We start from the raw sequence: 15,730 nt of genomic DNA, 5'->3' as shown, positions 1-15,730 counted from the left end.
AACTTCTTTGGCTTGACGGTCAAAGGAGAAAATATATGACAACATACGAAAGTTTAAATCATTCTAAATGGGATTGCAAATATCATATTGTGTTTATTCCAAAGTGTCGTAAAAAAGAATTGTACGGGAAGGTTAGAAAATATCTTGGGAACGTATTCCATGAGTTAGCTTTTCAACGTGGGAGAAAGATCATAGAGGGGCATATGGTACAAGATCATGTGCATATGCTCATCAAGATTCCTCCTAAATATTCTGTAGCTGAAGTAATAGGCTATATCAAGGGGAAAAGTGCTATAGCCGTTGCTAGGCAGTTTGGTGGACGAAAACGTAATTTTAATGGAGAAAAGTTGTGGGCTAGAGGTTATGCGGTCTCAACTGTAGGATTTGAAGAGAATCAGATCAAACACTACATTAAGAATCAAGAGCAACTTGATAGTTTAGGCTCTGACGAATCAGGAGAATTTTAATTAACAATGGCAGCCCTTTGGGCTGCTCATAACCGTCAAGCCCCTCGCTTTGCGAGGGCGTTCTGACAAAAGATTTTTGTATGAGAGCCACGCAACTCTAGATTAAATAACTCATCTTGATACTAAGCATCTTTATATTTTTTCGCTATCCTAGCAAAAAATATTTTGTAAAATTTGTTTTAGAATTGGTTTTTTAACCAATTTTATATAACACGATGGTTAACAAAGACAATTTATTGTTGCAAAATAATAAATTGTCTTTGACATCCTAACGAGTAGGAGGTTCATAATCAAGATCTTTGGCTAACAATTCCCATAAAGTTTCCATTGATGAAAAATAAAATCTATGGATCATAGTCAGCAATTCCAAATATGGCATAGAAGGAAGGTAAGTACTAAAGGATCATGATAAATTAGGAATAATAATCAAATTAGAGTATTGTTGTACTATACTCAACCTACTAACAAATAGTACAATAAATAAAAATATTAGGCTTTATTGTACGAATATTGTAAAATTAGATTTTTTAGATAAAATTGTACTAGCAGCACTATGAAGATTGGATATACTTGTGTTAAGTTTAATATTCTAGTAGTTTGGCTAGCTTTATGTTATAATAACTAAAGGAACTGTAACAACTCTTAATAATTACTATTTATGGCTATTACTAAATTTCTAGATCCTAAAAATGATATTGCCTTTCGCCGTATATTTGGTTCGGAGAAGAATAAAGACATTCTAATTCATTTTATTAATGATGTACTAGAGCTTAAAGGCAGTGATAGAATTAAAGAAGTAACATTTTTGCCTACTATCCAAATACCGGAGATAGCTGCTAGAAAGCAGAGCGTAGTTGATGTTTTATGTAAAGATGAAAATGGAGTGCAGCTAATTATTGAGATGCAGGTATCTCCACAAGAAGGCTTTGAAAAAAGAGCTCAGTATTATGCGGCTAAAGCCTATTCACGGCAGTTAAATAAAGGTAAGGAAGAAGGAGCTAGATATATAGATTTAAAATCGGTAATATTTATTGCTATCAGTGATAATATTATTTTTAAAGATAAAGTGTTCTATAAGTCTGATCATATTATTTTGGATAAAGATAGCTATGCCCATGATTTAAAGGATTTTTCCTTTACTTTTATAGAGCTACCAAAGTTTAAAATCACAGATATAAATTTATTGACCAACATAATTGAGAAATGGTGTTTCTTCTTTAAGCATGCGGATAAAACTAGTGAAGCCGACCTACGTAAGATCATAGGTTCTGATCAAGTGATAGAAAGGGCTTATGAAGAATTAAATCAATTTAATTGGACGGAAGAAGAATTGCTGACTTATGAGCAAGAGACTAAACGTATTATGGATAATAAGGTATCCGAGGATTACCTGATAAAAACTGCTAAAGCTGAAGGTAAAGCTGAATTGGTAAAGATACTGTTACAGAATGGCAATTCTGTGGAGTCAATTGCTAAGATGACAGGTATGTCTATTAAGGAAATCAAGGAATTATTGAATATACAGATACAATAAGAAAGAGCCAGCAATTCCAAATAGGCGGAGTGTTAGGGAACGTGCGATGAAGTGCCACTTTCATTTTAGACAGGAAATCTCTTGATAACATTGTCATATTCTTTCTGGGCCCTATAGATAATTTAGAATATATCTCTAAAGATTGACGAGGGTCTGTCAGATTTTTTGTGTAAGTATGATTTCTCCATTTGCCCAATTTTGTAAATTAGTATCACAAAGGATTGCAAATTGATTTAAAGCCATCGCCCAATTCTTAATAGGCATTGTCCATTTTTTAGAGGCATTTGTCAACGCCAAAAAGATTATTTTCTGAATTGATTTGTCATCTGGAAACACTCCTTTATTTTTAATAATTTTACGAATTTGACGGTTAGTGGATTCAATAGCATTAGTAGTGTAAATCGCTTTTCTAATGTCTTCCGGAAAGCTAAAAAATGGAGCTATGCCAGACCAATTTCGTTGCCATATGTCAAAAATAACTGGATATTTTTCATCCCATTTTTTGGCAAAATTTTGTAATTCTCTTAATCCCTCTGCTTCATTTATTGCAGAATAAACTGCCTTTAAATCAGCTGTTACCGATTTTAAATCTTTATATGATACGTATTTTACAGAGTTTCTTATCATATGAACAATACACAACTGCACTATCGTTTTTGGAAAAATGCTATTTATCGCCTCTGGAAAACCCTTAAGACCATCAACACATGCAACATATATTTGTTCAACTCCTCGATTCTTCAGTTCTGTTACTACCTGCATCCAAAATTTAGCACCTTCATTCTTGCCTATCCAAATTCCTAATAGCTCTTTCTTGCCCTCCATATTCACTCCAATAGCTAGATAAACTGCTTTATTTATTATTACATGATTATCTCTTGCCTTAACATGAATACAATCTAAGTACATTATAGGATATACACTATCAAGTGCTCTATTCTGCCATGCAGTAACTTCCTCTAAAATGCCATCAGTTACCTTTGATATTAACTCAGATGATACTTTGGTGGCATATAGTTCTTCTAAGTGCCCTTGTATTTCTCGAATAGTCATTCCCCTAGCATATAAAGATATTACTTTATCATCAAATCCTTCAAATCTCCGTACTCCTTTTGGAATTAGTTGAGGTTCAAATTCTCCTTCCCGATCCCTTGGTACTTCTACTACCAATTTACGACCCTCAGGATCTATTAGAGTCTTTTCATAATTGCCATTACGTCTATTATCTGACTCCTTGGTATTCTTAGAATGCTTCTCATAACCTATATGAGATTCCATTTCTTTTTCTAAAATCTTATTTACTATCTGCTTTTTAATTTCCTGAAATATTCCTTCTTTGCCAAATATCTCAGATGGATCACTTTGTGATAGTATTTCTGATACTACTTTTTCTATAGTCGGATTTGATACTTTACTCTTATTCTTCATATTAGCCTCATGTAAGTTGTTTTAATTAATTTTATTCTTAACTATTTTTATAACTTACACAAACTTTCTGACACCCTCTGCCTTATTAAAAAATATGATAAAACATGTAGGAACTCGCTTCTCTATAACCTAAAAATTAATAAGGTTAGTTCTTAATTTAAGAGGGATAACAGCTTAACCGAATGCCATTGTCTACGTCAGAACGCCTATTCTATATCCTAGTACTTACCATCCTTCTATGCCATATTTGGAATCGCTGGACTCTATTTGCCTTTAGCCAAATCTTTACGTATCTCTTCTATTGCTTTAAGAGATAGTTTTGTTAATTTAGTTATAGTTTCTATAGGATAGTCTTCTTTCAGCATTTCTTGTACTGTTTCTACTTTACCTATTTGGATACCTCTAGTTTCACCTATTTGGATGCCTCTAGTTTCACCTATTTGGATGCCTCTAGTTTCACCTACTTGTTCCCAATGTTGTGCTAAACTTCCCATAAGTTGCTTCCCTGTTTCTTGATTTAACTTACTTGTTAATAATTGTTCTAGCTTAATTTTATCCGATTGCTCTATTTTTGTCAAAGTGTAACAGAGAATCATTTCAATATAGTTATAGCCGATAGTCACTTTGGTCAATTCAGGTAACATATCGGCTATTTCCTGCCATTTCTTTAATAGATTACGTTTTTTTATATGTTTCATAAAAAATTCGAGAATACCTGACCACGCTCTTTTTTTCAGTTCCTCATCGGCAATATCATGCACATTTACTAATTGATAATCATTTGCCCATATATCCCTAACGAATTTGCTGTCATCAAATAACCCCCACAAATTACGAGATACTTTATATTTTCCTGTACCGTTAAAAAATATTAACGGATAAACTAACGGTAAAGTTTTGGTTTTAGGATGCTCAGTCAAATATCTGTCACAAATATTCAGCATATATTTGAAGAGACGAAAAGCCATGAAATGATCCGGACTGCTTTGGTGCTCAACTAAGAGGTACAGATAACCATCTTGCTTACCAAATTTAGTATAAAACAACACATCTGAGATAGTATTTCTCAAATTTGGTTCAACAAAAGTTGTATTGTCCATTTTTAGGCTAGGAAAATCTACTAAATCCTTAATATGTTTAGGTAAATGGGTATCAAAAAATTCATGTGATACTAGTGGATTTTCCATAGCTTTACGAAAGATTTGATCATGTTTTAAGCGATTAGCCACTTTCCTTACCTAATTTTAAGACGTATCTTTTTAACATTTTTGTCATATTGTTTATACTTACTTATTAAGCTATAGTTTAGTCAACCTTTGGCTGTTCTTCCTTCAATATTTTGTACACAGCAGCACGACTGATACTCATTTTTTTAGCTAAAGCCGTGCCGCAAATACCTTGATCATGATATTGTAATAATTGCTTTCTATCAACCCTGCGTTTAGCTCCAAATTTTACGCCCTTAATTTTTGCTTCAATCCTTCCTTCGTTGGTACGCTCTAAAATCCTCAGACGTTCTGCTTGTGCTACTGCTGATAAAATGGTTACTACCATTTTTCCAGTAGCTCCTTCGGTGCTAATACCATCATCTAAGAAACGTACTCCTACTTTGATTTTATCAAAGTAATTAATCAGGCTGATCATATCTGCAGTATCCCTACCTAATCTATCCAGTTTAGTAATTAACACTGAATCACCTTCCTCAACTTTAACCATTAATGATTTTAGTCCTTCTCTATCAAGATTACTACCTGTTGTTTTATCAGAAAATATTCTTGACTCGATAACCCCGGCTTTTTTAAGAGCTTGTTTTTGTATTTCTAATGATTGCTCGGAAGTTGATACTCTAGCATAACCAAATAATCTCATTGAGTAATCTCATTTTATCTGTTCAAATACGTCCATTAAATCAATTTGTTTACTACCTTGTCTACTATATGTCAATTATCGATTAAATAGATGATAAATTAAACCTATTTATTACTGTCTTCTAACTTAGAAGTTAGTACACATCAAATAGATATCAAAAAGTAACTTGCATCACTAGACCTAAATCCTGTAAATACACTACTTCTAGTAAACAACTCTATACTACAAAGAAGGACCTTCGAACTCCTTTGATATTACTCTTTGCTGGGCAGCAAATTTATCTCGACCTTGCTGTATATGTTCTCGAGGAAAAAACTCATTATTCTCATGCACCTTTAATGCATAATCTAGTAACTTTAACTGACATGTAAATGATCTCCCGTCTATTATCATCTCTTTGCCTGAGTGAATATCATTTAAATGTTGCTTTAGCCTATCAATTACATGATTATGATATTGATGCGTTAAACTTTGTAACGCACTAGCACTATGTGTAGAATGCTTAATTGTATTAGTTATCTGTCTAGGCTGCATTGCAGTTCTATCAATATACGATCCTAATTTATGCAACTGTTCAAATACATTGTTTTTTTCATTACGATAAGCATGCTTTATAGTCTTTAACAGACTACTACCATTATAATCATACTCCTTATAATCATGCTCATACTCCTTACAATTAACGTGTAAACTAGCTAGATATTTCTGCTCATTTTCTAAGGCTTTGAACGCTTGCTCCGGTGTGTTGGCTCTTTGCTTAGCTTTTACTAATTCTCCAAGCTGAGCAAAAGTATAATATTTATCTCTCACACTTGTCAGGATTTGCTCCATCTCCTCATAACTTTTTCCTACTAACGATACTGCTAGCTCTTGTCTTTCAAGCTTTGCTCCATACCTATTAGCTTCACTCACCAAATCCTGATGTTCATCAACAAAATTATCTGCAAATTCTATTGATTTGCGTGTACTATCAAGCTCGCTACTACCCTTTACATTACTACTCCTATAAGCATCTATTATTTTCTCTTCATTAATCTTAAATTGCTGAATGTACCTAATATTAGACTGCTCTTGCTTACTTAATTTCTCTCCTTCATTGCTACTACCAAAATATTGCTCCAACGTAACAGCTTCATGCTTGCTTAATGCTCTACTAAACGCTTTTTGAATTTCTTGCTCTCCTAACCCTTTGTCCTTTAATATATCGTTAAAGTCCCCTACTTTACTTGGTCTCACTATTTCAACAAATGCTCCTTTACTTAGTAATTCGTTCTTGGCTACTTCGATTGTCTTATTCGTTACTGCATCTATACCATCATTATCAGCTGCTATAATTATTTTCTCACCTGATACTGCATGATAATTCTTGATATTATACCAATTGCAATAATTAACACGGTGTATTTATCCACTAACATTTCTGCTACAGGTTCAAGTGCCAGTAAGTGTAATGCTTGCTGACCTCTGCACCTCATAACAGGAATAGAGAGTGAGCGAAATTTACCTATTTGCTTCTTAGGAATATAAACTCGCTTTAATGGTTTGGCCTTATAGCCTCGCCGTTTAAGCGATAATGCCGCTTGCATTTTCTTTCTTGGTGTATTCCAAACAACACCATCCACTCCAGGTGTCTTACCACCTTGATTTTGAATAACTCTTTTAACTGCAAGTAATTTTGCAGAAAATGAGTGAGTTAGAATCCATTGCAAAGCTTTAACTTTGTTATGTTTCCCTTCCCGAAATGCCTTTGCGATTCTAAATTGCAGCCTACGTACCTGTACCTTAATGGTTGACCAATTAATAATCTCCCAATTTGGCATCGAAGCTAAGGTAGCACCAGCTGATGGGGTTGCCATCGCCGTCATTTGCTTTTCCTCATACTGTTGGTTCTACAATATTCTTCACAATTAACAACCAGTTAGACGTTTGCTCACTTTCGTGCTTGGTAACGTTTAAACCAATATCCACCCCATTACAGAATAGCCTTCGCTTCTTCTAACTTCCCAAACTCACACCTCCTTAGGTCAATTTTACAATTGACTGTCCTAATTTCTAGGAGAGATATGAGGTTTCCACGTTTCCCCATGAGAGCAATGCTGGGTTAGATGCCCGTTATCGTCCGGAAAGCTTTAATATTGACCACGAATGAGAATACTGGAGTCATCATTCCTACTTTCATTGCCATTTTGGCTCAGGTGTTTCAGCCATTACACCTGTTAGGCGTCACGAACTTTAACACGGGTTTACATCTGTTCATCATACCAGCTATCTAGTGCTATCCCGATTTTGGCTATCAGGAAAATACATCTCTCACGATTTGTATTTAGCACCATTGATGCTTTGCTACATTGTCAGGACTGCTCTTTATTCAAGCCCTTAGATTCACTTGGTGGTACTAATATATGGACAAAGGCATTTATTGGTGTTCTATGTCTAGTATGTTCAAGGTTCATTTTATTTTTTAGAACCATCAAAATTAAAATATCGTTCAAAGATGCATATAGTAAGGATATCTTAAAAATAAAACCGTAAAAATGGGTGTTCTTCCACTAGACCCGTATCACGTTCACCATTTGGTTTCGGCTGATGTTTCGCTGTCTACGCTTTACTACTGTCGTTACCTTCAGCAGCACAAGACTCGCTATATGGTGGAGCTAGCTACTCCTTCCATAACAGGACTTTCACCCGTAAGATTAATGCACCTTATCTTGACGCACACACAAAGTATATTATAGACTCGCTTAAATCAAAATAGGGAGGTGCTTTCCTCGTTCCTTAACTGAAGACCTAATAAATAACTATTATTATAGTACTCTTGACTATTATTGTGATCAATATAATATCCATTATATACGGTATTGTGTTGTAGTACACCATTACTATTATGTGGTAATTGTTCTATACTTATCTCTTGGTTACAATCCTCTTCAACATCAATAAAATATCTATTTTTTGTTTCATCTAACTCTTCAATCAATGCTTCTAATTTCTCATTAATAATTTCATATTCTTTATTTGTGATAATTTTTTTCTCTATATAATTCTTAATATTTTCTCTTATTTCACATAAGTCATAATTGGTGTCGTTTATAAATTTTAAGTCTTCTTGGTTTAAGTTTTCTAAATTCTGTAAATCATTTAATAAGATTTTAACTTTTTTTATAGATTTAGTCCATAAGTCAATAGTCTCTTTATCAGTTTCTATATGTCTTTCTATATATTCTTGCTTAGGCTTTAGATAATCCAATGCCTTTTTAACTAAATGGACGCCAACTCTAAATAGCATTATTTGTACATCCAAATTATCAAAGAGCTTAGAGTGAAATACAGGAGTATAAATCATATTAGTATGTTTACCTTCACAATGTACAGAATCACGTCCAAAAAACTCAACAGGACGACAATTTTTATAGATATCTTCCTGTATAGAATAATCTTTAGCCTGTATCAAATTAGTTTCTTGATTAACATTACTAAAGACCTTAGCTTGACCACTAGGTGATATACAAGTTATAGCATCTGTAACATATGCTTGATTGTTACTATCCCAACTATAAGGTACGCAATCTAGTTTCTGATCCTTAGCACTAGGTGGTATAGAATTTTTATACTTGCCACTAGGAATATCATAATCATATTGTGACGTTATATCATTAGATTTCTTTATTTGAGTATCAGATGGATGATTATTAGATTGTTTTATTAGTTTATTAAAATCATTAAAGGATTTACTCTTGTCAAGAGTAGCAGAATCTATTTCCGGTAATAATTTAAAACTTAAATTAGATAATTTATTCCAACCCCAATTCCACAATCCATTATTAAATATAGAACCTTGTTCTCCACCTAAAAAACCTTCTGTTGATTCACTACTATTAATATAAGGTTCTTTTACTTGATCGAATATAAAATAGTATTTATTTTTAAACCAGTTAAGCAACTCATTTACTGGTGATGATATACTATTTGCTCCACTTGTTATAAACTCATCATCTACATCAACATCACGACGATTACGTTGAAATACCTCTTCATTTGGTGTATTTCTTAAAGCATTTTGAACTTTGTTAATATTTTCTATAATTTTATTAGAATCAAACTCTCTACTTATATTGTTATATATTTCAAATGCTTCTTCATAATTATATCCCCTTAATGCTAACTTATACCAAGCATCTAATGCAAGCTGATTATGAACCATATTTGGTGGTGGTAATACTAAGTTACTCAACTCAAAATGATATAAATAAATCGCAATTTTACCTATAAATGTTTTTAATTGTACCAAAGAGCTTTCTGTAAACTTACAATTCTTCACAAAATTTATTTGTTCTTCTGGTGAGGAAAAACCTAAGGCTGCATAAGACTTTACTATACTATTTAGGTTATTCACTATTGTTACACATTTTAGAGTATATAATTCATCACCACTCAATGCATCTCTTAGATAAATACTTCGAGCAGTATTTATCTCTTCAGATAATCTTATCTTATTTAGCAATAGCTCTAATGGATCATTACCTTTGATCATATTTGTATCTTCATTCCATTTGTGAATTTTTATTGGTTCTAATCCCAAATCAAACTCCACCGTAGAAATTGTATAATTCTGATCAATAAACCAATTCTTTATAACAACATTGTTACCACTGAAATGATGCTCTTCCCTGCCACTAATTATTAAATCATTACCATACCTACTAACTGTTATTTTGTGTGGAACAATATCTTTAAATATAAGAACTCCTAACCTTTCTTGATCTGATGATACAGGAATTAACATTCCATTTTCTAATTCCTGATGATTATGTGTTATCTTAAAGGACTTACTAAAATCTAGTTTATATTCTTTAAAAATCTTATTATATAATTCTTTTATTTTTTCTTTATAATCCTTAGGGTTATTAGCCTTTTGTATCAAATTAATAGCAGGTTGATCATCATTATCTCTAATCGAGGAAAGAAACGATCTAAATAAGAGGTCATAACCAGCATCCTTAAATTCTATTTTCAAATCTTCTATATAGATATCAGAGGAAAAATATTCAAAAATATAATAATTTAGTGCGTTATTTTTTAATAATTTTATTTTTCCTTTACTTGTATACTGGTATATTTGCAACCTAACTGGATCATTAAAAAATTGCTCTATAGTAATTATTGGATTATCTGTATTTTTATTAAACAACATAAGATTATCATTATCTCTATAATACTCTATATTATTTAAATCACAATCAAGGACAACTTTACTACCTATTGATATTTCAAACATATTGCTGATATCACAACTATAAAAAGGTACTAATGTTAAATCCTTATTAGTAGTGAAGAATGGTATAAATACTTTCCCCTCTTGATCAACTAATAATAAATGTTTATACCAATGTGCTGCAAAATAGTTTCTTATAATTATATTATCTATTTTAACTAGATGGCCATTTGTTTTTTTAATTAATATATTTAAATTATTACCTTGGGATACTAATGAAACATTATCTATTGATTGCACCATCAAAACATCAAGTTCTTTATGTCGTGAGCCATTATCAATGATTACTGTACCCATGTCCATATCATTGGAAACAATATATATATCGCTTCCTTCTCCACCTAGAGCAAATTGAGTGTGCTTATCAAGCGTAATAACGTCTTTACCATCAGAACCAAAATGGTAATACTTCTCCTTATATTTTACACTACCAAATAGTTCATAGTTTATTTTTTTATCTGAAATCTTTCTATAATACCTTTTAACTACGCTAATATCATTAGTATCACTAGCATGTACGTCTTTTTCTATATATAACTCAAATTTGCTAACAATAGTTGTATCTTGTTCTATCTCAAGTAGAATATTACTACTATACTTATCTATTAAACTAAAATTAGGAATTTTACTACCCTTATCTAAATAGTTTTTTATGTCCAATCTATAAAAAATATTTTCTCCTAGCTTAATGCGTAAAGATATAGTATTACTTGCTTCAGAATAAGTTATATCTTCACAATCCTTTAACAACGCAGTGTCTAGAAAGGTAATAGTTCCTTTGCCAATTATATTAATTTCTGAGCTTGAATTTTGTTTCTCATATCCTGCTGTTTTTATATAAAAAATATAAGTACTATTATTACCCTCTACTTTTGTATATGGCCAAATTATTGCCTTCTTACAATTCTTAATAATATCTTGTCTCTGATTGTTAAACCCCCCACCACTATCTACAAAAATATTAGTAGAATTAGATTCAGTACCTCGTGATTCACACTTAATAACATCTTGTTTATGCTTTCTAGCATGATATTGAATTTGTATCGAATCATCAATGTCATGCAGAAGTTTTATCTGTTCACCATTAATAAAGATATTAATCTTGAGGGTATAAATGTTGCTCCAATTTTCTTCAATATTAAATGTAACAATTCTGTCTGATAATTGCCCTGTATTAAATATATTAATAGAACCATGTCTAAGTATGCCAATAGTACCAAGAAATTTATTATGAAGAAAAATAAACTCATTCCTATGACTAAAAGTATTTATCTCAATATTATGGGAATTGAGTAAAAAAATACCTGATAGACCATCAGCACCTATTATTATTCTTCCCGAGTTTATTAATTGACTATTAAAAACTATAGATTTAGTACCTTGATTTTGCCTTAAATCACGTTCAATAACAAAACTATTATCACATTTATATATCGCATTCGAATCTGACCTTATAGTACCACCTTTTTCATACACTGCATTAGTCGCCTTTGGTAAGCAAGTCATTGTAGCACCATTAATATGATCAGGTAAAACACGTGATAATCCATAATTATTATCATTACTGCTCCACCTCATATCAATTTTAGCACTACTTGATTCCAAATAAGGTTTAGTATATGCAGGACTACACTCATCTACATAAACCTGTCCTCCTCCACCTTGTGCTGCTTCTATATATTTTAGTACTGTTCTACATTGTTTAGGGAAATGTTGCAGTCTTATCTTGCCTAATCCACCAGCATAAGCTACTACATTATCAGGCATAGAAGTTAAATCTTGCCATGCTGTTTTAACTATATTATTTACAGCTTCTGTTCTTGCTGCTAAATGTTGTACGTCCTCTGGGGGAGATTGTAAGGCAAACTGATGCCAGAATATCCGAAAATTTTCATCATCTGTTGTATCATATTTTTCCTCATATTCCACAATAGCACTAGCACCGCTATAAATCCCATAAGATATCATAAATGCTAAAGCTACTCCTATGGTTACAGGTCCACCAGCACTAGCGGCTGTAAGAACAATACCAGTGATAAATGACACTCCAGAAAAAGTTATGGACGCTATATTATCTCTTATTTCTCTATCACTACATTTATTATCAGTACCAGCTCTATCAGTACATTCCTTAAGTGCCTGTGCTGACAAACCTATATCAACAATATCAAATATACCAGTTACCCCTCCTGCTATACCTTTTAGAAATTTTACTCCATATTTTGCTCCTAATATCTTTAGAGCAAATTTTGTATTATAACCTAAGATTCTTGGTACTGTTTGACTAAAACTTTTTGATACTTTTATGCCAAATTTAGATCCTTGCTTTACTATAGTAGATTCAATTGGTTGTGATAAAAAAGAATAACTTAAGTCCAAAGTACTAAGTATACAATCTCTCTCAGCACCTTCTGTTTGACATGACGCAATATTCCCATGTATTCCTCTAATTAACTGAATCTTGCTTGCGGCATTTATTATTGTACTTTTTAAATTTGCACCTCTTCCCGGAAATCCATTTTTTAGCAAATCGTGAGTAATATCTTGAATACGTTCATTTTGGTCATAACTATTATAGTTACCATCTTGTATAATCTGATCTAATAGATGATTATAATTACCTATGATATTATCACTATTTTCAATTTGTCTGATTTTTACTAATTCTAACAATTGACTGTTTTTTACTTGATCATTACTATCTTTTAAATATTCTAAGAACTTTTTACTATCGATTTGTAGTTCATCTATATCTCTAGTTCTCTTCACACTAAATTTATCTATATCCTCTCCACTAAACTTACATAAAAAACTAGCTTCTCTTTTCTTCCTATCGCTATCAGAGAAACAAGCTGTAAATTTTAATTTCTTCCTGTGATGGCTAACATCCGAATGAATATCATCTGGGTTAAGTCTCTTTTGTTCTGATTGTACTCCTGATAGACCTGGCTGTGGATTATCTAAAGCTTGCTTAACAGGACTATCTTCTTCTGTACTATGATCCACTTTACCTACAAAACCTTTTCCTACTAATATATCTTTTGCTGCAGTTGCCTTTTGATTAAAAATTAATGAAACCCCCTTAGCTTCCTTTGCATCAGTAATAGTTTTAAGATATGCTATATATTTTTCTAATTGTTGCTGTTTAGCTGGAACATTTCTCTCATCACCAAGTCCTAATTCTAAGGCAAGTTCTGACTCACTTGCTAATACTAATACTAAATCTGCTCTGCCATGACCTACACTTAATTCTGGAACCACTAGTATACTTTCTTCATGATATTTTTTATGCAAAAATATACCATGTAATACAGATTTAAAATTTGCTTCAGTAGTTTTGTATGCTGACTCATCTCTTTTTAGAGTAATAAAATCTTTTAACTTAAACAATTCCTCCCTAAGTCCGTTTAATGCTTCCTGCTCTTTTGCTATATCTCTATCATCATCATGTGGCGGGCTTGATATATTATCTAAATCTAAATGTTGTAATGATGGTATTAGATGATCTATATCAATATTTGAGTTAATATTATATCTTGTGATAAATTGTGATATATATGATTTTTGTCTTTGTAGAGCATTTGGTGATAAATCATTTACTGTAATATCTAAACAGTAAAAATCCGTACTTTTTACACTTTCAAATACCTTTCCCTTAGGGTTAATTGTTATATCAATCCTTTTACCAGCAATGATATTTAACTCTCCTTGAATGTGTAGAATTGCATCTCTTGTTTCCTCTTCTATGGTAACCTTTTTATTTACTGTATTCTCTTTTATTACTCGCTTAGATGGATCCTTGAGAAAGGCCCTATCATATGTAAGTGGATTTAAATTTTCTCGTTCAATAATAGTTAATATTACTGCATTCTGATTTTCATTCTTGAATACAAATATACTAATATGCTGGTTGTCAGAAATATTAATAACAAATATATTTTTCTCTACATTACTTGATAATAACTCTCCTAATATTACTCTATCTAATGATTCATCGCTACGTGTTGAATCATATATGTATTTTAGTGCTTGCTTGATATTATCTTTCGTTAATGTTACTTGTCTTGCATTGATTAGCATTGATATAAAATCTTGCTTCGGGACATTCTTTATATCCATTTGTTTCGTTACTTGTAATTTTGTTGCTATATTACCAAAATCAGTACTTACTATTATATAAGATCCATCATTTCTTCCTAGTACAGCTGCATAACTCTTCAATGTTGCTTGATCCATTCCATATGTAACAGACATAATATTACTCGCGTCTCCTTTAACCTCAGTAATTATTTTAACAGCATTTGAGATATTATTACCATGTGCATCTTTACGTAATAAAAAATATAAATCTAGAAACCCCCTGCCGGCACTCTGTTCAACATAAGTATCTATTGCATATTTATTTTTATAGTTTAATGCTAGCACTCCATATATAAAACCATGATAAGCTAATTCCGAATTTAGAAGTACTCCCTGTGCATTAGTATTGTATAATTCTATTAACTGATTAAAAAATTTTTCTACATTTTGTTTAAACATTATTTTATCATGATCATTAATAGGTGCTGGAACAGCAATTAAATCTAATGTGTTATCTAATTTTGTACCTTGTGGTAATGGTTTAGCTTTAACAAAGTTAGAACTTGCTTTTTTACCCCTTTTAATATTATGAGTTTCTAGATGAATATGACTAGTTTTAATATTTAAAAGCAGTGCTTGCGATTGTGTGTTTAAATTTATGCTAGTCTTTGTCTCCCTTGACCAAAATAGTGTTGTTATTTTTTGGATATCACCCTTTGAATATTTTATATTTTCATAAGTGTTATCATCTTCTCCTATAGATATAGATCGTAGTATTACTTTATCTTGTTCATTATCTTGAACTTTAAACGCTAATTTTAAAATTTTAGTTTTAGTTTTAGGTTTAGATTTAGATTTAAAAGCATCACCAATGCTAAAGGCAATATCTTCAACTGTAACATGAGTACTATCTGCGTTTAATTGAGTATTTTGAATAGCTATGACACTAGAGAAAAAATGAATCCAAAAGTTTACTTTACCAGCATTTCTCTCACGAGGAGTCCTATCTAATACTCTTTGAAATTGTTCTTTAAACTTTTTAGTATTATATAAAAAATTATATAATAATTCGTGATTCAT

Annotated in this window: 8 protein-coding genes; 2 read left to right on the top strand and 6 right to left on the bottom strand. The window is 31.7% G+C overall.

The window, feature by feature from the left end; genetic code table 11:
• Positions 1 to 35 precede the first annotated feature (35 nt).
• Both tnpA and AAHM80_RS02565 read left to right on the top strand, forming a co-directional pair.
• Complete coding sequence (tnpA, locus tag AAHM80_RS02570) at positions 36 to 467, top strand: IS200/IS605 family transposase (RefSeq protein WP_342259383.1); 432 nt, start codon at positions 36 to 38, stop codon at positions 465 to 467.
• Between the two features lie 658 nt (positions 468 to 1,125).
• Positions 1,126 to 2,001, top strand: coding sequence for an Rpn family recombination-promoting nuclease/putative transposase (locus tag AAHM80_RS02565; RefSeq protein WP_342260188.1), 876 nt, complete (start codon positions 1,126 to 1,128; stop codon positions 1,999 to 2,001).
• A gap of 156 nt (positions 2,002 to 2,157) precedes the next feature.
• On the opposite strand, the gene AAHM80_RS02560 is transcribed toward AAHM80_RS02565, so the two are convergent.
• From AAHM80_RS02560 to AAHM80_RS02535, 6 genes are all read right to left on the bottom strand, one after another.
• On the bottom strand, positions 2,158 to 3,429 hold the full coding sequence (locus AAHM80_RS02560; protein ID WP_342259917.1) for an IS256 family transposase: 1,272 nt from the start codon (positions 3,427 to 3,429) through the stop codon (positions 2,158 to 2,160).
• 263 nt (positions 3,430 to 3,692) lie between these two features.
• Positions 3,693 to 4,616, bottom strand: coding sequence for an Rpn family recombination-promoting nuclease/putative transposase (locus AAHM80_RS02555; RefSeq protein WP_410521521.1), 924 nt, complete (start codon positions 4,614 to 4,616; stop codon positions 3,693 to 3,695).
• Between the two features lie 118 nt (positions 4,617 to 4,734).
• Entirely contained in the window at positions 4,735 to 5,298 is a 564-nt protein-coding gene (locus tag AAHM80_RS02550; RefSeq protein ID WP_342260186.1) for a recombinase family protein, read from the bottom strand.
• A 222-nt stretch (positions 5,299 to 5,520) separates the two neighbouring features.
• On the bottom strand, positions 5,521 to 6,534 hold the full coding sequence (locus tag AAHM80_RS02545; protein WP_342260185.1) for a hypothetical protein: 1,014 nt from the start codon (positions 6,532 to 6,534) through the stop codon (positions 5,521 to 5,523).
• A gap of 98 nt (positions 6,535 to 6,632) precedes the next feature.
• Positions 6,633 to 7,163, bottom strand: a complete 531-nt coding sequence (locus tag AAHM80_RS02540) for a reverse transcriptase N-terminal domain-containing protein (RefSeq protein WP_342260184.1) — start codon at positions 7,161 to 7,163, stop codon at positions 6,633 to 6,635.
• An 881-nt stretch (positions 7,164 to 8,044) separates the two neighbouring features.
• Positions 8,045 to 15,730 carry a hypothetical protein gene (locus AAHM80_RS02535; RefSeq protein WP_342260183.1) on the bottom strand — a complete coding sequence of 2,562 codons (7,686 nt, stop codon included), beginning with the start codon at positions 15,728 to 15,730 and terminating at the stop codon, positions 8,045 to 8,047.

The sequence above is a fragment of the Candidatus Tisiphia endosymbiont of Metellina segmentata genome (genome assembly GCF_964030715.1).
GTDB lineage: Bacteria > Pseudomonadota > Alphaproteobacteria > Rickettsiales > Rickettsiaceae > Tisiphia.
This window is presented reverse-complemented; position numbering and strand designations above follow the sequence as displayed.

Coding starts and splice junctions, on each gene's coding strand:
- AAHM80_RS02540 (WP_342260184.1), bottom strand. CDS start 7,163: ATGACGGCGATGGCAACCCCATCAGCTGGTGCTACCTTAGCTTCGATG.
- AAHM80_RS02560 (WP_342259917.1), bottom strand. CDS start 3,429: ATGAAGAATAAGAGTAAAGTATCAAATCCGACTATAGAAAAAGTAGTA.
- tnpA (WP_342259383.1), top strand. CDS start 36: ATGACAACATACGAAAGTTTAAATCATTCTAAATGGGATTGCAAATAT.
- AAHM80_RS02565 (WP_342260188.1), top strand. CDS start 1,126: ATGGCTATTACTAAATTTCTAGATCCTAAAAATGATATTGCCTTTCGC.
- AAHM80_RS02550 (WP_342260186.1), bottom strand. CDS start 5,298: ATGAGATTATTTGGTTATGCTAGAGTATCAACTTCCGAGCAATCATTA.
- AAHM80_RS02555 (WP_410521521.1), bottom strand. CDS start 4,616: ATGGAAAATCCACTAGTATCACATGAATTTTTTGATACCCATTTACCT.
- AAHM80_RS02535 (WP_342260183.1), bottom strand. CDS start 15,730: ATGAATCACGAATTATTATATAATTTTTTATATAATACTAAAAAGTTT.